General features: G+C 66.5%; 16 protein-coding genes. 3 read left to right on the forward strand and 13 right to left on the reverse strand.

What is annotated here, in order from left to right:
- Nucleotides 1-7: 7 nt before the first annotated feature.
- Nucleotides 8-799: a fumarylacetoacetate hydrolase family protein gene (locus ACSQ89_RS24105; RefSeq protein WP_436293463.1), complete on the reverse strand. Its 792-nt coding sequence runs from the start codon at nucleotides 797-799 to the stop codon at nucleotides 8-10.
- Nucleotides 800-903: 104 nt separating this feature from the next.
- On the opposite strand from ACSQ89_RS24105, the gene ACSQ89_RS24110 reads away from it, so the two are divergent.
- A complete protein-coding gene (locus tag ACSQ89_RS24110) occupies nucleotides 904-1,833 on the forward strand; it encodes an AraC family transcriptional regulator (RefSeq protein WP_436293462.1) in 930 nt (309 codons plus the stop codon).
- A 3-nt stretch (nucleotides 1,834-1,836) separates the two neighbouring features.
- Here ACSQ89_RS24110 and ACSQ89_RS24115 read toward each other — a convergent pair whose 3' ends face one another.
- The 10 genes from ACSQ89_RS24115 to ACSQ89_RS24160 all read right to left on the reverse strand — a co-directional run bounded on the left by ACSQ89_RS24115 (nucleotide 1,837) and on the right by ACSQ89_RS24160 (nucleotide 13,442).
- Nucleotides 1,837-2,193, reverse strand: a complete 357-nt coding sequence (locus tag ACSQ89_RS24115) for a hydroxyisourate hydrolase (protein WP_436293461.1) — start codon at nucleotides 2,191-2,193, stop codon at nucleotides 1,837-1,839.
- Between the two features lie 50 nt (nucleotides 2,194-2,243).
- The gene (locus ACSQ89_RS24120; RefSeq protein ID WP_436293460.1) at nucleotides 2,244-3,584 is read right to left on the reverse strand and encodes a cytochrome P450; all 1,341 of its coding nucleotides are present in this window, start codon (nucleotides 3,582-3,584) and stop codon (nucleotides 2,244-2,246) included.
- The gene (gene bioB / locus ACSQ89_RS24125) at nucleotides 3,581-4,588 is read right to left on the reverse strand and encodes a biotin synthase BioB (RefSeq protein ID WP_436293459.1); all 1,008 of its coding nucleotides are present in this window, start codon (nucleotides 4,586-4,588) and stop codon (nucleotides 3,581-3,583) included. The genes ACSQ89_RS24120 and bioB overlap by 4 nt, the downstream gene beginning before the upstream one ends.
- Before the next feature lie 113 nt (nucleotides 4,589-4,701).
- Nucleotides 4,702-5,421 (reverse strand): dethiobiotin synthase, encoded by a 720-nt coding sequence (gene bioD / locus ACSQ89_RS24130; RefSeq protein ID WP_436296543.1) that lies wholly within the window; start codon nucleotides 5,419-5,421, stop codon nucleotides 4,702-4,704.
- Nucleotides 5,418-6,620: an 8-amino-7-oxononanoate synthase gene (gene bioF, locus ACSQ89_RS24135; RefSeq protein ID WP_436293457.1), complete on the reverse strand. Its 1,203-nt coding sequence runs from the start codon at nucleotides 6,618-6,620 to the stop codon at nucleotides 5,418-5,420. Before bioF ends, bioD begins: the two co-directional genes overlap by 4 nt.
- Entirely contained in the window at nucleotides 6,586-7,968 is a 1,383-nt protein-coding gene (bioA, locus tag ACSQ89_RS24140) for an adenosylmethionine--8-amino-7-oxononanoate transaminase (protein WP_436293456.1), read from the reverse strand. The genes bioF and bioA overlap by 35 nt, the downstream gene beginning before the upstream one ends.
- A gap of 82 nt (nucleotides 7,969-8,050) precedes the next feature.
- A complete protein-coding gene (panD, locus tag ACSQ89_RS24145) occupies nucleotides 8,051-8,437 on the reverse strand; it encodes an aspartate 1-decarboxylase (protein ID WP_436293455.1) in 387 nt (128 codons plus the stop codon).
- Nucleotides 8,438-8,596: 159 nt separating this feature from the next.
- Nucleotides 8,597-10,696 carry a hypothetical protein gene (locus tag ACSQ89_RS24150; RefSeq protein ID WP_436293454.1) on the reverse strand — a complete coding sequence of 700 codons (2,100 nt, stop codon included), beginning with the start codon at nucleotides 10,694-10,696 and terminating at the stop codon, nucleotides 8,597-8,599.
- Between the two features lie 172 nt (nucleotides 10,697-10,868).
- The gene (locus ACSQ89_RS24155) at nucleotides 10,869-11,789 is read right to left on the reverse strand and encodes a JmjC domain-containing protein (protein WP_436296544.1); all 921 of its coding nucleotides are present in this window, start codon (nucleotides 11,787-11,789) and stop codon (nucleotides 10,869-10,871) included.
- A gap of 399 nt (nucleotides 11,790-12,188) precedes the next feature.
- Nucleotides 12,189-13,442, reverse strand: a complete 1,254-nt coding sequence (locus tag ACSQ89_RS24160) for a branched-chain amino acid ABC transporter substrate-binding protein (protein WP_436293452.1) — start codon at nucleotides 13,440-13,442, stop codon at nucleotides 12,189-12,191.
- A 264-nt stretch (nucleotides 13,443-13,706) separates the two neighbouring features.
- On the opposite strand from ACSQ89_RS24160, the gene ACSQ89_RS24165 reads away from it, so the two are divergent.
- Nucleotides 13,707-13,928, forward strand: a complete 222-nt coding sequence (locus tag ACSQ89_RS24165; RefSeq protein WP_093109738.1) for a hypothetical protein — start codon at nucleotides 13,707-13,709, stop codon at nucleotides 13,926-13,928.
- Between the two features lie 110 nt (nucleotides 13,929-14,038).
- On the forward strand, nucleotides 14,039-14,791 hold the full coding sequence (locus ACSQ89_RS24170) for an alpha/beta fold hydrolase (protein WP_436293451.1): 753 nt from the start codon (nucleotides 14,039-14,041) through the stop codon (nucleotides 14,789-14,791).
- Nucleotides 14,792-14,837: 46 nt separating this feature from the next.
- Here the strand turns inward: ACSQ89_RS24170 and ACSQ89_RS24175 are convergent, their stop codons facing one another.
- Both ACSQ89_RS24175 and ACSQ89_RS24180 read right to left on the reverse strand, forming a co-directional pair.
- Nucleotides 14,838-15,209, reverse strand: a complete 372-nt coding sequence (locus tag ACSQ89_RS24175) for a hypothetical protein (protein WP_436293450.1) — start codon at nucleotides 15,207-15,209, stop codon at nucleotides 14,838-14,840.
- A 114-nt stretch (nucleotides 15,210-15,323) separates the two neighbouring features.
- A complete protein-coding gene (locus ACSQ89_RS24180; RefSeq protein ID WP_436296545.1) occupies nucleotides 15,324-16,106 on the reverse strand; it encodes a hypothetical protein in 783 nt (260 codons plus the stop codon).
- Between the last annotated feature and the right edge of the window lie 59 nt (nucleotides 16,107-16,165).

Genomic DNA, 16,165 nt, shown 5'->3' on the forward strand with positions numbered 1-16,165 from the left:
AAGTCGCTCAGACCACGCGCACCGAGAGGTTGGGCAAGCCGTCGATATGGATCTCGATCAGGTCGCCGCGCACCACGGGACCGACGTTTTCCGGCGTGCCCGAATAGATGATGTCGCCGGGCATCAGCTCGAAGGCCTGCGACAGGCGGCTGATCTGCTCCGCGACCGACCAGATCATGTGCTTGAGCGTCGCGCTCTGCTTGGTCTGGCCGTTGACCTTGAGCCAGATCGCCCCATCGGCGAAGTGGCCGACTTTCGCGACGGGATGGATCGGGCCGACCGGCGCGGAGTGATCGAAGCTTTTGCCGATCTCCCACGGCTTCTTCTGGTCGCCCATCTCGCGCTGCAGGTCGCGCCGCGTCATGTCCAGGCCGAGTGAATAGCCGTACACGTGAGCCAGCGCCTGGTCGATCGCGATGTTGCTGCCGCCCCTGGACAAGGCGACGACCAGCTCCACTTCGTAGTGGTAGTTCTTCGTCAGGCTCGGATAGGGATGGTCGGCCACGGCGCCGGGCATGACGACCTGGATCGCGTCGGCCGGCTTCTGGAAGAAGAAGGGCGGCTCGCGGGTCGGATCGGATCCCATCTCGCGCGCATGGGCGGCATAGTTGCGGCCGATGCAATAGATGCGCCGCACCGGGAACACCTGTTCGCTGCCGACGATCGGAACCGTCGACGAAGAGACATCGAATGGCGTGCTCGGGGAGCGCGCGGCGCCGGCCGGCAGGGCACAGCCGGCGATGGCCCCGCTGGCCATGGCGGCGGAGCTTGCCAACAGGTTGCGACGTGAACTGGACATGGCTTGTTCTCCTTCATAGTTTGAGTGCGAGCCATTCTTGGCCGGGATGCCGCCGCGATTCCGCACGCATCTACGCAGAACGAGGACGCGTCTACGATGGCGCGATGCCGACCACCTCGCCCCGCCCTTCCAGCCTCCGCCTCTACGGCATGCAGGAGCGCGCCGACCACCTCGACTTCGACATCCGCTTCGAGGGTGCGCGCGATGTCCTCGCGCAGCCCCATCGGCACGAGTACTTCCAGATCCAGGTGGGCATCGAAGGCGGCTCGCAGCAGCTCATCGGCGGCGCGGTGCGGCCGTTCGGCGCCGGGTACCTGAGCTTCGTGCTGCCCTACCGCGTGCACGTGGTTCCCCATCCCGTCGGCGCGCGCTATGCCATCGTCAATTTCGACCAGGGCTTTCTCTGGCCGGAGCTCGATGTGGAGCCACTCGACCTGGAAGAAGTCTCGATCGCCCGCCAGCCCGAGCTGGCTCCGTTTCTCTTTCAGGAGTACGTCGACTTCCACTTCGACGATGCGGATTTCACCCGCATCCTCGGCTGGCTGGACGAGCTGTCGGCGCTGAACGGGGCGCGGCGCCTCGCAACGCGAAGCGCGATCCGCGGCATCCTGCTGCAACTGCTGGGGCTGGCCTGCCAGCGGCACGAGGCACAGCTGCAGGAGCAGGCGGCGCGGCACAGCAGCGGCGGCAGCTCGCGGCACGATGCGCTGCAGCGCGTGATGCGCTACGTGCGCGAACACCTGCACGAGGAGATGTCGCTCAACGATGCGGCCGCCGCGGCCATGTTGTCGCCGAACTACCTCGCGCACCTGCTGAAGAAGCAGACCGACCGCACATTCACCGAGCTCGTGACCGAGCGGCGCCTCGAACACGCCAAGGAACTGCTGCTCAGCTCCGGCATTCGCATCGGCGACGTCGCGCACCAATGCGGCTTCGGCGATGCGGTCTACTTCAGCCGCCGGTTCCGGCAATGGACCGGCATGACGCCGCGGCAGTTTCGCGACGAAACGCGGGCCTTGCGCGCGCCGGCGTGAATCCTAGGCGCCGCCGCGGAAGCAGGACAGGCCCCACGGCGTCAGCTTCACGGGCAGGTGGTAGTGCTGCGACATATCGGCCAGGCCGAAGCGAAAGACCTGCACGCCCATGAACGCGGGCTCGGGCAGCTTGACGCCTCTTGCGCGGTAGTACTCGGCCACGTGCAGGCGCAGCTCGTAGAAGCCGATCTCGAACAAGGACTCGCGGCTTTCGATGCCGTCGACCACGCCATTGCTGCCGACCTTGCCCGAGGCCACATCCGTCCAGTCTTCGCCCTCGAACCGGGCGATGTCGACCCGCATGCCTTGAGCGACAACGCCATGGGCTACATCGACGACGTGGATGGAAACGGCCTGCATCTGAAAGCTCCTGAGAAGATCGATGGCCGGCAGTATGACGCCATCAACCGTCAAGGCCATCGACACTTGCCGGGCGCACCTTGCACCCTCTGCTCAAAGTCTCGATCATGCGAACCCCTTTGGCCACCGTCTCCCCCCACTCGGCTGCGGGCTCGCACCGGCAGTGCGCTCAGGCCGCGGTACACCGCATTGCCGCTCCAGCGCGGTTGCGCATCGAGCCGCTGCAGGCCCGGGAATCGGCGCAGCAGCCGGCCGAAGACGATCTCGGCCTCCATCAGCGTCAAGCTCGCGCCGATACATACATGCGGACCGGCGCCGAAGGACAGCAGGCCACCGGGGCGGCGTGCGATGTCCAGCCGATCGGGTTCTGCGTGGCGCCCCGGGTCCCGGTTGGCAGAGGCGATGAGCGCAACGACCAGGTCGCCGCGGCGCAGTGGCTGGCCATGCAACACGAGATCGGCCGCGACGCGGCGACCGGTGTACTGCACAGGGCTGTCGAAGCGAAGCAGCTCGCGCACCGCGCCCGGCAGCAGCGCGGGCTCGCGCTGCAGGCGCTGCCACGACGCCGGATCGGCAAGCAGCGCCTGCAGCCCGTTGCCCAGCAGGTTGCGCGTGGTCTCGTGGCCGGCGAACAGCAGCATCGCGCATTGGGCGAGCAGTTCGGCGCCGGCGCGGATATCGCCCGCCGCCTCGGCGCGCAGCAGCCGGCTCACGAGGTCGTCGCCCGGGGCGCACCGGCGCTGCGGCACGAGCTGCTCGAAGTAGCCGCACATCGCCAGCAGGCTGGTGCGCGCGCGCCGTACCTGATCGAGCGAGGGCATGGGCGCACCGATGAAAGCCGCCAGATCGTCCGACCAGGCGATGAAGTCGCCGCGATCGGCCGCGGGGATGTCCATCAGCATCGCCATCACCTCGGCCGGCAGCGGCCGCGCCAGCGCCTGCATGAAGTCGAAGCCCGCGTCGGCGTCCACCGCATCGAGCAAGGCATCGACGCGCTGCGCGATGGCCGGCACGAACTGCTGCAGAACGTCGTTGCGAAAACCCGCATTGAGAACGCCCCGAATGCGCGTGTGGTCCGGCGCATCGACGAACAGCATCGCGCGCGCGAAGAGCTGCTGGAAGTCCATCAGTTCGCTGCGCGCGGCCCGACTTCGCATCACCCAGCCGCCGGTGCGCTGCGCCGAGAAACGCGCGGCGTCGCGAAGCACGGCCTCCACGTCGGCATGGCGGGTCAGGAGCCACGCGCCGCCGAAGAACTCCTCGCTCCAGTGGATCGGCCCGGCCTCGCGCAGCGCAGCGTAGGTCGGATAGGGATCGGCGCGGAACGCCGCGTCGATGATCGGGCGGCCGAGCGGGCTCGGCACCGCCGCCGGCATCGGCAGCGCACTCATTGCCTGCGCTGCGCTTTCAGCCCCAGGCGCTCGAACAGCGCGCGGTCGCGCTCGGCCTGCGGGTTGCTCGTGGTCAGCAGCTTGTCGCCGTAGAAGATCGAATTGGCGCCGGCCGCGAAGCACAGCGCCTGCAGCGCCTCATCCATCTGCTCGCGCCCGGCCGACAGCCGCACCATGGTCGTCGGCATCGTGATGCGCGCGACCGCGATGGTGCGCACGAACTCGAAGGGGTCGATCGGCTCGGTGCCGGCCAGCGGCGTGCCCGCGACCTGCACCAGGTTGTTGATCGGCACCGACTCGGGGTACGGATCGAGGTTGGCCAGCTGCGCGATCAGCCCGGCGCGCTGCGCGCGGTTTTCGCCCATGCCGACAATGCCGCCGCAGCAGACATTGATGCCCACGTCCCGCACATGGGCCAGCGTGTCGAGCCGGTCCTGGTAGGTGCGGGTGCTGATGATGCTTCCGTAGAACTCGGGCGCGCTGTCGAGGTTGTGGTTGTAGTAGTCCAGCCCCGCGTCCTTCAGCGCCTGGGCCTGCTCGGCTTCGAGCATGCCCAGCGTCATGCAGGTTTCCAGGCCCAGCGCCCGGACCTCGCGCACCATGTCGGTCACGCGCTCCATGTCGCGCGCCTTGGGGCTGCGCCAGGCGGCACCCATGCAAAAGCGCGTGGCGCCCTGGGCCTTCGCGGCCCGGGCCGCTTCGACCACCTCTTGCAGCGGCATGAGCTTGCTCGCCTCGACACCGGTGTCGAAATGCGAGGACTGCGGGCAGTAGCCGCAATCCTCCGCGCAGCCGCCGGTCTTGATCGAGAGCAGCGTGGACAGCTGGACCTCGTTGGCATCGAAGTGCTCGCGGTGCACCTGCTGGGCGCGAAACAGCAGGTCCATGAGCGGAAGCGCGAACAGGGCTTCGACGTCGGCGACGCCCCAGCGCTCCGGGCGAGGCTCGGGGCGCGACGTCTTGGTGCGCAATGATGACAGGGAAACGGTGGCTGTGGTGGTCATGTCGTCCTTCGGGTGGGATGGCCATCCGAGTCAGGATAGCCAGGAGCCAGTCACAAGGGCAGCCAATCTGGTTGCAAATTGCGCCATGCGGGGGATCGGAGTGAAAGCTTGCCTTATGCCAGCCCGAACAGCGCGCGCAACGCCGCATCGTCGAAGCAGGCTGCGACAGCCGCCGGGTCAGGGCTGCTCATGCGGGGAACCACGCCCAGGCAAGGCGCTTGGTGGCGCCCGCCCAGTTCATCGCGCAGGGTGGCGAGATTGGCATCGCGGTGCGGCATTCCCGTGTCGACGGTGTTCGCGATCCAGCCCGCCAGCCGCAGGCCGCGCGCGCAGATCGCCTCGGCACTCAGCAGCGCGTGGTTGATGCAGCCCAGGCGCAGCCCGACCACCAGCACCACCGGCAACTGCAGGTCCACGGCGAAGTCGGCGCTGTCGAAGTCCGCGCCGAGCGGCACGCAGAACCCGCCGACGCCTTCGACGATCAGGTACTCGGCGCGCGCCGCGAGCGTCCTGGCTCCTTGCAGCAGGACGGCACGCTCGATGCTGCGGCCTTCGAGCGCTGCCGCGATGTGCGGGGCGCAGGCAGCTTCGAACTGACAGGGGCCGACCTCGGCATCGGTCATCACCACCGAGCTCGCGTCGCGCAGTGCGCGCACATCCTCGTTGACGTCCTCGCCATCGATCGTCTCGATGCCGGCGGCCACCGGCTTGTAGCCGGCGCAACGCACACCCCGCTCGCCGAGCCAGTGCAGCAAGGCGGCGCTGACGCGCGTCTTGCCGACCTCGGTGTCGGTGCCGGTGACGAAGCAGCCGTGCATCGCTGCGGCCCTCATCGCAAGTTCCCGGCGGCCCGTGCCAGGCCATCGATCAGGGTCTGCACGTCCTGCGGCGTGTGCGCTGCGCTCAGCGTGATGCGCAGCCGCGCGGTGCCCGCAGGCACGGTCGGCGGTCGGATCGCCGGCACCCACAGGCCTTGTGCATCGAGCGCGGCGGACAAGGCCAGCGCCGCCGCGTTGTCGCCGACGATCAAGGGCTGGATCGCGGTGGCGGAATCGGCCAGGCACCAGCCGAGCCGGGGGTTGTGCTGCATCAGCGCACCCAGCCGATCGCGCAGCATGCCGATCAGCTGCCGCAGTCGCGCACGCCGCGCATCGCCCTCGTCGCCGCCGATCAGGCGCAGGCTCGCGCACAGCGCATGCGCGATCGCCGGCGGCGCCGCGGTGGTGTAGATGTAGCTGCGCGCCGACTGCACCAGCCACTCGATGACGCTGGGGTGCGCGGCCACGAAGGCGCCGCCCAGGCCTGCGGCCTTGCCGAGCGTGCCCATGTAGATCAGGCGCTCGCTGCGCAGGCCGAAGTGCGACAGGCTGCCGCTGCCGCCTTCGCCGAGCACGCCGAAGCCATGGGCGTCGTCGACCACCAGCCAGGCGTCGTGCGCTTCGGCGAGCGCCAGGAGGGCCGGCAAATCGGCCAGGTCACCGTCCATGCTGAAGACCGCATCGCTCACGATCAGCTTGACTGGCGTGCTGCAACGCCCGAGCTGGCTCGCCAGCAGGTCGAGCCGGCCGTGCGGGTAGCGCTGCAGCGGTGCCTTGGCCAGCAGCGCGCCATCGACCAGCGAGGCATGGTTGAGCTTGTCGGCAAAGATCGTCGCGCTCGCATCGCCCAGCGCTGTGAGCAGCGCCAGGTTGGCCATGTAGCCGGTGCAGAAGCTCAGCACGCGCGCATCGGGGATGGAGGGCGACATCCATCGCGCGAGCTCGTCCTCGAGCAGCGCATGGGCACGCGAGTGGCCGCTGATCAGATGCGATGCGCCGCTGCCGGCGCCATGGAGGCGTGCGCCTTCGGCCAGCGCCTCGACGAGCGCCGGATGGTTCGCGAGCCCCAGGTAGTCGTTGCTGCAGAAGGCCAGCATCTCGCGCCCGGACACCTGCTGGTGCGGCGCGCAGGGCGACTCGGCGGTGCGCCGCTGCCGGCGCAGCGCCTGGGCCTCGAGCTCACGCAGTCGGTGGTTCAGGTGTTCGATCAGCATGGGCGTTCCCTGCAGAGGCCACGGCATCCAGCGTTTGCATCACGCGCTGCGCGAGCCAGGCTGCGAGCCCGTCGTCCAGCACGTAGGGCGGCATCAGGTAGACGGTGCGGCCGATCGGGCGAATGAGCAATTCGCGCTCGCGGCCGGCGAGATGAAAGCGTTCGGCGAAGCGCTCGCCGACGAAGGCCTCGCGCACGTCGAAGGCCCAGATCATCCCGCGCTGGCGGAAATGCTCGATGCGTGGGTCGGACTGCAATGGCGCGAGCGCCGCGCTCAGCGCGGCGGCACGCTGAAGATTGCGCTGCAGCACGTCGTCCTCTTCGAAGCGGTCCAGCACCGCCAGCGCCGCGCGGCAGGCCAGCGCGTTGCCGGTGTAGGAATGCGAATGCAGGAAGCCGCGTGCGACGTCGTCGTCGAGAAAAGCCTCGTAGATCGCGTCGCGCGTCATCACCAGCGACAGCGGCAGCGTGCCGCCGCTGATGCCCTTGGAGAGGCAGACGAAGTCCGGCCATATGCCGGCCTGCTCGCAGGCGAAGAAGGTGCCGGTGCGCCCGCAGCCGACTGCGATCTCGTCGGCGATCAGGCTCACCTCGTAGCGCTCGCACAGCGCGCGCACCGTGCGCAGGTAGGCTGCGTCGTGCATCGCCATGCCGGCGGCGCCCTGCACCAGCGGCTCGACGATCAACGCAGCGATGTGCTCATGGCGCGATTCGAACAGCGCCTGCAGCTCGGCCGCAGCCCGCGCAGCGACGTCCGCCGCGGTCTCCCCGGCGGCTGCCTGGCGCGCGTCGGGCGACATCACCTGGTGCGCGCGCATCAGCAGCGGGTCGTACGCGTCGCGGAACACCGCCACATCGGTGACCGCCAGGGCGCCCAGCGTCTCGCCGTGGTAGCCCTGGCGCAGGCAGACGAACTCGCGCTTGTTCGGGCGGCCGCGGTTGCGCCAATGATGGAAGCTCATCTTCAGCGCGATCTCGACCGCCGAGGCGCCGTCACTGGCGAAGAAGCAATGGCCGAGCACGCCGCCGGTCAAGGCCGACAGGCGTTCGGCCAGTTCCACCGCCGGTGCGTGCGTGCAGCCTGCCAGCATCACGTGCGGCAGGCGGTCGAGCTGGTCTTTGAGCGCCGCGTTGATGCGCGCATCGGCATGGCCGAACAGGTTGACCCACCAGGAGCTGGTGGCGTCGAAGTAGCGCTGTCCTTCATGGTCGAAAAGCCACGGGCCAACGCCCCGCGCGATCGGCAGCGGCGGCACCGCGGCTGCGCGCTGCATCTGCGTGCAGGGGTGCCAGACGCTTCGCAGGCTGCGCTGCTGCCAGGAATGGTTGGCGCCGACGGATGTGTGCATGCGATGGATGTAGAGAGTGCTGCGCGTGGCGCCCCGATCGGTCGGCCTGCCCGAAGCGGGCCAGTGCAGGAACCGCCAGCGCTCAGGCCGCAGCGGGCTGTACGGGGATGTGGGCGCGCTCTTCCTTGATGCGATTGGCGTCGTCCACGAACACCAGCTTCGGCCGAAAGCTGCTGACCCGATCCTCGGGGATGAGGCCGAAGGCGGCGATGATGATCAGGTCGCCCACCGACGCCCGACGCGCGGCAGAACCGTTGACCGAGATGATGCCGGTGCCGCGCTGGCCTCGGATCGCATAGGTCACGAAGCGTTCGCCGTTGTTGATGTTCCAGATGTGAACCTGTTCGTTCTCGCCCAGATTGGCGGCTTCCAGCAGGTCTTCATCGATGGCACATGAGCCTTCGTAGTGCAATTCGCAATCGGTGACGGTTGCGCGGTGGATCTTGGACTTGAGCAGGGTTCGAAACATGGTCGGAAGTGCCGTCTGCAAAAAAGATAGGGGCTTGTAGCGGCGGAAGATAACCTAGTTCTAACGAACGCCCCTGTGCATTTCACGTGCTCCGCTTTCGTCATCGGGGCACATGGGTTGCCCGCCGCTGGCGGCCATCGCCCTCGAAGTCAGCGGCGCTCAGGGCACGTTCGAGGTGTTGATCTGGTAAGGCCGCCCCTGCATCTTGAAGCCGCCTCCGAATTCGATGGCCACATCGCCCGTGGGCTTCACCGGGCAGCCGCGCGGCGGCTGGCAGGCCCATTCCGCGCCGCGGTCGGCGAACACCACCGGGCCGTAGCGGTAGTTGAGCACCGCACGGCCGCCGTAGTCCGCCACGCTGAGCGTCAGGCCGAGGTTGGCGAAGTTGTCGATGTCCTCGGTCGCGACCGGGTCGACGATGCGGCTGTCCTGCAGCGTGCGCACCACGCGGCCGCTCTTCCCGTCTTCCGAGAAACGGACCCACTGGATCTTGCGATCGCCGCGCGAAGTCACGATCACCTGGCTGTTGAGCGCATCCAGCCGCCGGTCGGGGTCGTCCTTCGAATGCGCGAGCGAACTCGGGTTGCGGCCGACGGCGACCCTGCCCTCTGCCGCGATCCCGTTCGGCGATCCCGACCGGAGCTCGGCACCCGGCGCGTAGCCGCCCAGGCTGAAGATGCGCAGGCTGCCCTCCTGCGTCGCGATCCAGGCGTGGGCATCCTTCGTGCGGGTGACGGTCGTCTTGACGGCCGTGGGCCGCGCATCGAGCGCGATCGTCTTCACCACCACCGGCCGCGCCTGCGGCTTGAAGCTGAAGGCATGCGGCCACTGGCGCTCGTCCTGCCCCACCGGGCCGATGCTGCCGACGGCCTCGCTGAAGTAGACGCCGTTGATGTAGCCGAAGAGCGGCTTCAGATCGATGAAGGCCGCCTTCTGCTCGGACTTGGACACGACCACCGCCACGCCGCCCTTGGCATAGCGCTTGTAATTGCTGCCCGACGGGGTGAAGGACTGCCAGTGCCTGCTGAGCGGCGAGTGGGTTTGGCCCATGAAGAGGCCGCCGCCCAGCACCGTGTTGAAAGGATGCATGCCGGTGGTGACCGCGATCTCGGTCGGCGCCTTCATGTCGGCCGGCAGGTCCACGTAGCCCAGCACCTTCATGAAGGCGATGTTGCCCATGTTCGGCAAGCCCGGGTAGACGCCCTGCCATTCGGACCACCACTCGTAGTACGGCCCTTCGAGCTTGCAGCCGTCGCACAAGCCGGCCAGCGCGACCACCGCCACCTGGCCCTTCAGCTCGGCCGTGTCCCAGACGGTCACGAAGGCGAACTCGCTGTTGCTGGTCATGGCGACGGCGGTCGGCACCTTGTTCGGCGCCAGCCGCGCGGTGGCGAGGTTGTGGGCGGTGTTGCTGCCGGTGGTGGCGAGCAGGCCGTTCTGGAAAGCGATGACGGAGGTCGGGCAGTTGCCCGCCGGGCCGCTGCAGCGCCCGGCCGCGACGGGGCGGGCGCTGCCGTCGTTCGGCAGCAGGCCGGCGGAGCGGTACTGCACGACATTCACGCTGTCGAGGCCGCCGCCCCCAAGCTGCCAGGGCAATTGCGGCTTCTGTGCATAGGTGTTGACCTCGAAGGCCGATGCCTGCAGGTCGCCGACACCGGCGCGCTGGACCGGATCATCGGCCAGGAAGACGACGCTGGACTGGTTGGTCGAGTAGGAAAAATCAACCTCCTTGCGCGGACCGCCGACCTGCCATGAGGTGATGCAGACGCCCTTTTCGTTGCAACGCGCGAGATGGTCCTCGCGCTCGTACAGGGTGGGAAGCTTCGCGTTGGCGCTGCCGTAGTGCGCGGCGTCCGGGCCGTAGCGGTAGGCGATGCCCTCGGCCTCGCTCATGGCCGCAGCCACGGCCCGGTAGGCCGCTGGAACGATCTTGCCTGCGCGATCCACCACGTCGGCGATGCCGCTCGCCGCGGGCTTCGACGAAGCCTCCATCGACCTGGCCGCCGCCGCAGGGGCGGGACCGATGATGGTGCATGACTTGCGCACATGCGGTGCCGGGTCGGTGCCGAAGAACTCGTTGGTGCAGCTTGCCGGACCGCGAACGATCTTCTCTACCCAGCGATCGCCGGCGCCGTAGCGAACCCGCGCCGACGCGGGGACGACGAAGTCCTCGCCCTCCTGCGCCTGGACCGCCGCGGCGGCAGGGCTCTTGCCGGAAAGCAGCACCAGGGAAGCGATCAGGGCGAGGGCGAATTTCATCCCGCTCATTGTCCCGAAGCTCGCGCCCACCGATCAAGCTCTCCGCTTGAACATCGCCGATGCCCCGCTCGCATAGGCCACCTCTTCGGCGGTCGCGAGAAGCGCGGGCCCCAAGGCCAGCATGCGCTCTCTTCCGTCAGCTGAGTTCAGGCGCTGCCTGGGGCTTCAATGTTCAATAGGAGCCCGGCGGCGGTGTCGTCACCGGCTTGAAGCGCCGCGCCGATGCGGTCATGTCGACGAGGCAGGATCGCGTCGCGCCGACCAGCCCGCCCACCGACGCCTTGAGTGCGTCCGCCGCGGGTGACTCGCCGGGGTAGGTGGGCGACAACCCACATTTGCGCAAGACCCGGTTCACCTGGTAGACGCGAGCGGTCTTGCGCGTGACCGAGGTGTAGAAGGTCACTCCGATCGAGATCGACACGCGATCGCCGGGGGCCGTCCAATCAGGCTCGGAACGCGTCATGTGCGGCGAGGTGCTCGGGAAGTACACGCCGTCGCCAGGGCGCGCGTGGAACTCCTGGCCGCGAGACCGGAACTCTTCGCTGAAACGCACCTTCCTGAGCGAATGGGTGACGATGAAATCCTCCACCGCCTCGGCCGGCACGATGCTGCGATCCGCATGGTCCCAGACGCTCAGGATCTTGCGCCCGTGCAGCTGCAGCCAGAAGTTGTTCTCGCGATCGATGTGGAAGGGCGTCACCGAAGGCGGTGCCGAGATGAAGACGAAACCGTTCACCCGAAAGATGTCCGGCTGCTCGCGTTCCACATAGAAGCGCATGGTGTCGACGATGTCGAACAGCAAGGCCTGGTAGCGCGGAATGGCTTCGATGTTGTAGAGGGCCACCGACGAACCCGGCTCCTCCATGCGCTCGAAGTGTTCGTCGATGCTGCGCCCGTCCGGATGCCGGCTGTCGTGCGCGATGGTGGAAGCGACTGTGAGGCCAGGCCTCATGAATCGACACTGCCCCAGGGGAGCGAGCTCCTTGCCGAGCTTCACGAGTTCAGGCACCTGGAAGAGCGGATGCTCGTGAAAGTTGTGATGCAGGGCGGTGATCCTGTGCGTGGAGAAGCTCGCAGGATCGTCTGCCCTCACGTGATACGCGGTCCGCCAGCCGATATTTATGTCTTGTGTGTCTCTCATGACCGAAATCTTCGGTCACATGTAGTACTTTGGTACCTCTTGTAACGCATCGCGGAGTCACAAAATGTGAAAAATTCACATTTTTTGTACTATTGTTTTTATAGTGACCGCACCTTTGAGAACAAGCCACTGGCTGAGGAGCGCCAACCATGCAAATGATCGGACAGGGGTTAGGGAGCGAGGACGCAGCTCAGAACGATGTTCGGCCTGAACCGGCTAGTACACCCGGGACGAACGCTCCCTTGCGCGAGCTCTTGATAGAAGCCGGATTCGTCGGGGGCGTTTTCTTGGCGCTGGCCCTCTTGATCGTCGCTTCGGTTGGACGCTAAGCCGCAAGACGAGACCAAGCGCTCAAGCCGGAGGCCGATTCATCTGGCAAGTCGTGGGCTGCGTGCTCTCGGCCGGGCTCCACACCACCTCGGAGCGAAAGCCGTAGCCGGTGTTCTCAGCGTCATATTTGACGCCTGGGCTGCCCTTCTTGGCCCATACGCCAAGGTAGATCGGCGCTTGCAACTGGTGGTCGGTCGAGCGCATCTCGACCTCGCCCAACGGGCTCTGGTACTTCATGCCTTCGAGCGCGTAGGCGACCTTCTTGGGGTCGGTCGACTTCGCCTTCTGCATCGCCGCACGCAGCATGTTCATCGTGTTCCAGTGCGCGGCGAAGATGAAGTCCTCGCCCGACTTCTGCTTGTAGGCGACCGCGATCTTCTCCAGCGCCGGTGTCGGCGCATTGCTGCCCCAGTTCCAGATCACGCTCACTTTGTCGGCGCCCCAGGAGCCCATCTGCGCCGGCACGCCCGGGTTGTTGGCGTTCATCGTGTAGAAGTTGATGTTCAGGCCGAAATCGCGCGCCGCCTTCAGGAACAGCCCGAGATCGCTGCCCCAGTTCGAGGTAATGACCGTGTCCGCGCCCGACGACGCGATCTTCGCCACGTAGGGCGCGAAGTCACGCGTCGAGGCGATCGGTATGTAGTCCTCGCCGACCACCTCGATATCCGGACGCTTCTTCGCGAGATAGGCGCGTGAGGCCTTGGCCACCTGCTGGCCATGCGTGTAGTTCTGGTTGAACAGGAACACCTTCTTCACATCCGGCTTCGTCTTCAGGTAGGTCGTCAGGGCTTCGATCTTCATCTCGCTCGACGGATAGAACCGGAAGTGCCAGAAGCTGCAACGGTCGTTCGTGAGGCCCGGGTCCATCGCCGAATAGTTCAGGTAGACCATTGCTCCGTTCACATCGCGCTGGGCCTGCTTGTTGATGGCGTCGACCAGGGCGAAGGCGACTCCCGAGCCGCCGCCCTGCGTCACGTAGCGAATGTTCTGGTCGAACGCCGCCTTCAGCACGTTTGTGCTCTCCTGCGGCGTGCCCTTGCCGTCGAACGGGACGACCTCGAACTTCGGATCAGCCGCGCCCGCCGTGGAATTGAGCTGGCTCACCACCTCGCGCAGTTGGTTGAGCGAGCCTTGGCCACTGAGCGCGAAGGGTCCCGACAACACATCGATGAATGCGATCTTCACCGTCTCCGCAGCGTGGGTCGCGAGACCGGCCGCGAGGGCGCTAACGCAAAGGGATGCGCGGGCGGCGCGCAAGAATCCGGACCTGTGCATGGATGTCTCCGCTCGATGGTTTATGCAACGCACTCTAGGCCCGGCACGGTGTCCGCTCGGTCACGGATGGGACAGTCGAAGCGCGAGGCGCGAATTGCAGAGCGAGGACCACGCGAGTTACCTCTGGCGCCTGGTAACTACAAAGTGACACCGGGTGAGCGCTGTACTGTGACATCGTTGAAGACTGGCGATACCGTCTACAGCGGGATCGGGCCCGTGGAGATCGTGCGATCGCCGGCACCCCTTTGACGAACTGGCTTTGGAATGACTGCTATTTGGAAACCTGAACAACCCGTCGTCATCGCGGGCTACACCCTCACGCCAGCGGAAGCTTGGCTGCGTTGCTTCACACAGGAGTTCTCCAGCCTTGTGAAAGGCGAGATCACACTTGAGTTGCTTGCAGACCGGGCAATTGAGCTCTACCCCACCAACGCTCGTCGCGATCCCATCGAGGTTGCGCTCGAGGAGTTCGAGAGATCCGCTTAACGCTACTTTGCCCCGGCCTGATGCACATGTCTGAAGATGTTCGCAGCCCCCGCTGCAGGGGCGCTGTCGAGTAATCTTGCGCCATCGAAGGTGCGATGGAGGCAGTGGACATGTACATGGAACAAGGCGGCGAAGGCCCGGACCTGCTCCTCATGCTGCATGGGATGGGCGCGACGGGGGCCGTGTGGTCGCCCATGTGCGCAGGGGCCGGCATTCGCTGGGCCGGCCGCTGGGTCGTCCTGGACTTGCCCGGCCACGGCCAATCCGGCCGACAAGACTCCTATGCCATCGGTCAGTACGCCGCAACCGTTGGACGCGCCGCGCTGCCGCACGTCAATCCCGCAGGCCGGCTCGTGGTTCTCGGACACTCGCTGGGCGGGGTGATCGGTCTCGCCCTGGCCACGGGTTGGTTCGGTGTCACACCGCATCAGGTCTTCGGGGCCGGCATCAAGATCGCGTGGAGTGACGATGAACTCCGCCGCATGGACACGCTGGCTTCCCAGCCCGCCAAAACGTTTTCCACGGAAGAAGACGCGTGGGAGCGGTACCTGAAGGTCTCCGGCCTTGGCGGGATCGCCAACGCAGCGACACCTGTCGTCACGCGAGGCATCCAGCGCGGCGCCGATGGGTGGCGTCTCGCGATGGATCCTCGAGCCAATGCCGTCGGCAAGCCGCCGCTGTCCGAATTGGCGGCTCTGGCTCGCTGCCCCGTCCATCTCGGCCGCGGGCGCGATGACGCGCTGGTGACTATGGAGCAGATCCGTGCGCTCGATCCCAATGCCTCAGACCTTGGGCCGCATGGTCACAATGTGATGGTCGAGGCACCCGCGCGGGTTTGGGACTGGGTCGCCTCGTTCACATGAGCCGGTGGCTGACTCCTCGGAGCTGGCCGGCCGGAATCTCGAACGCCTACTTCAGGTCGCTGAGCTCGATGAAGTTGCTCTCGATCCAGACGCGGCCCTCTTCATTCAGCGCGAAGGTCAGTGCCTTCTCTTTGGATAGCTTCTTTTCCTGAATTGCTCGGGAAAGCGGATTCGCACTCCCGATCTCACCGCGCCTGTGGTTGTAGACGTGCTCCGTGCCGTCTTCATCGCTGTAGGTGTACGAGACCGTGATGCCGTCCAGGTCGGCGAGAGGCTGCAAGAACGCGATGAACTGCGATGCCGTGATGCCTTCGGCCCTGATTGCATCCCAGTGCTTGAAGAGATTCGACTTCGCGCCCGTCTGCTCGCGCCAGACGACCTCCGATGCCGGCCCGAATGGCTGGAACTTGGCGACCATCGACTCTGGAGCGTCCGCGCTGCCATTTCTGCGAAAGAAGTTGGCCACGGTGCTTGCGAACGGCCTGGGGTCCGCTTGGGCTCTAGGCCCTGACGGCCAGGAGGGCTTTCCAGTTCATCTCTTCGAACAGAGAGCCAGTGCCGCAAGCGCTTCATCGCACTCTTTTACCTTCGGATCCGCCACGCCGATCCCTGGTGCAGGGATGGCAACCATCGGCGCTTCGGGAGGCAAAGGGGCTTGGGCCGGAGGCGCGGCGGGCTCACCGAGTCCAAGCGCCTGGGACGCCTTCAGGGTGGCGTCTCGAAGCTGTTCCCGCTTGGCGGCTTGTTCTTGCGCTCGCCGATCGAACGCCTGCCATAACTCCTTCACGCCAGGGTCATCCGCATGGTCGGCGTCCAAGGCGTCGAGCACACGCTTCGCGGCACTCAGGTCGCCACGGCTCAAGGCGCTCTGCACTTGCTCCACATTCGCCTTGAACTGTCGCAGCTTGCCGGCCTCGCTCTGCTTGTCGAGATAGATGTCATGCACCAGGGCGAGAACAAGCAAAACCAGCGCCGCCACGATGCCGATCACCCAGCGATTCGGGATAGCGGAGCTGCCCGCCCGGTGCCCTGAGCCGCCGCCTCCCAGCACTTCCTGCTGCCACAAGGCGCCGGGGCGGGCAAGGCCGATCTCGGAGCTCGCTTCCTCCTTGGCCGCGCTCGTCGGGACGAGGTTGCCACCTCCAGCGGAAGTACTGCGCTCAGGCTCGACGGTCGACCTTGCATCAACAGCGCCATCCGTGTCGAACTGATCCTCACCGCAGAATGGACAAAACCGTTCCCGCTTCTGCAACAGCGCAGCACAATGCTTGCAGGGCACTGAAAACGACGAGTCCAAATCGGCCAAGTTCACCATAACTCGGAACAAGGGTCATGACCGCGGCGGGGACGCCAGTCTCATTTTGGACCTACAGC

The sequence above is a fragment of the Variovorax sp. LjRoot175 genome, from assembly GCF_964253805.1.
Classification (GTDB): Bacteria; Pseudomonadota; Gammaproteobacteria; order Burkholderiales; family Burkholderiaceae_C; genus Variovorax.

Coding starts and splice junctions, on each gene's coding strand:
- ACSQ89_RS24180 (WP_436296545.1), bottom strand. CDS start 16,106: ATGGTGAACTTGGCCGATTTGGACTCGTCGTTTTCAGTGCCCTGCAAG.
- ACSQ89_RS24120 (WP_436293460.1), bottom strand. CDS start 3,584: ATGAGTGCGCTGCCGATGCCGGCGGCGGTGCCGAGCCCGCTCGGCCGC.
- ACSQ89_RS24105 (WP_436293463.1), bottom strand. CDS start 799: ATGTCCAGTTCACGTCGCAACCTGTTGGCAAGCTCCGCCGCCATGGCC.
- panD (WP_436293455.1), bottom strand. CDS start 8,437: ATGTTTCGAACCCTGCTCAAGTCCAAGATCCACCGCGCAACCGTCACC.
- bioF (WP_436293457.1), bottom strand. CDS start 6,620: ATGCTGATCGAACACCTGAACCACCGACTGCGTGAGCTCGAGGCCCAG.
- ACSQ89_RS24160 (WP_436293452.1), bottom strand. CDS start 13,442: ATGCACAGGTCCGGATTCTTGCGCGCCGCCCGCGCATCCCTTTGCGTT.
- ACSQ89_RS24110 (WP_436293462.1), top strand. CDS start 904: ATGCCGACCACCTCGCCCCGCCCTTCCAGCCTCCGCCTCTACGGCATG.
- bioA (WP_436293456.1), bottom strand. CDS start 7,968: ATGCACACATCCGTCGGCGCCAACCATTCCTGGCAGCAGCGCAGCCTG.
- ACSQ89_RS24170 (WP_436293451.1), top strand. CDS start 14,039: ATGTACATGGAACAAGGCGGCGAAGGCCCGGACCTGCTCCTCATGCTG.
- bioD (WP_436296543.1), bottom strand. CDS start 5,421: ATGAGGGCCGCAGCGATGCACGGCTGCTTCGTCACCGGCACCGACACC.
- ACSQ89_RS24115 (WP_436293461.1), bottom strand. CDS start 2,193: ATGCAGGCCGTTTCCATCCACGTCGTCGATGTAGCCCATGGCGTTGTC.
- ACSQ89_RS24150 (WP_436293454.1), bottom strand. CDS start 10,696: ATGAAATTCGCCCTCGCCCTGATCGCTTCCCTGGTGCTGCTTTCCGGC.
- ACSQ89_RS24165 (WP_093109738.1), top strand. CDS start 13,707: ATGACTGCTATTTGGAAACCTGAACAACCCGTCGTCATCGCGGGCTAC.
- ACSQ89_RS24175 (WP_436293450.1), bottom strand. CDS start 15,209: ATGGTCGCCAAGTTCCAGCCATTCGGGCCGGCATCGGAGGTCGTCTGG.
- bioB (WP_436293459.1), bottom strand. CDS start 4,588: ATGACCACCACAGCCACCGTTTCCCTGTCATCATTGCGCACCAAGACG.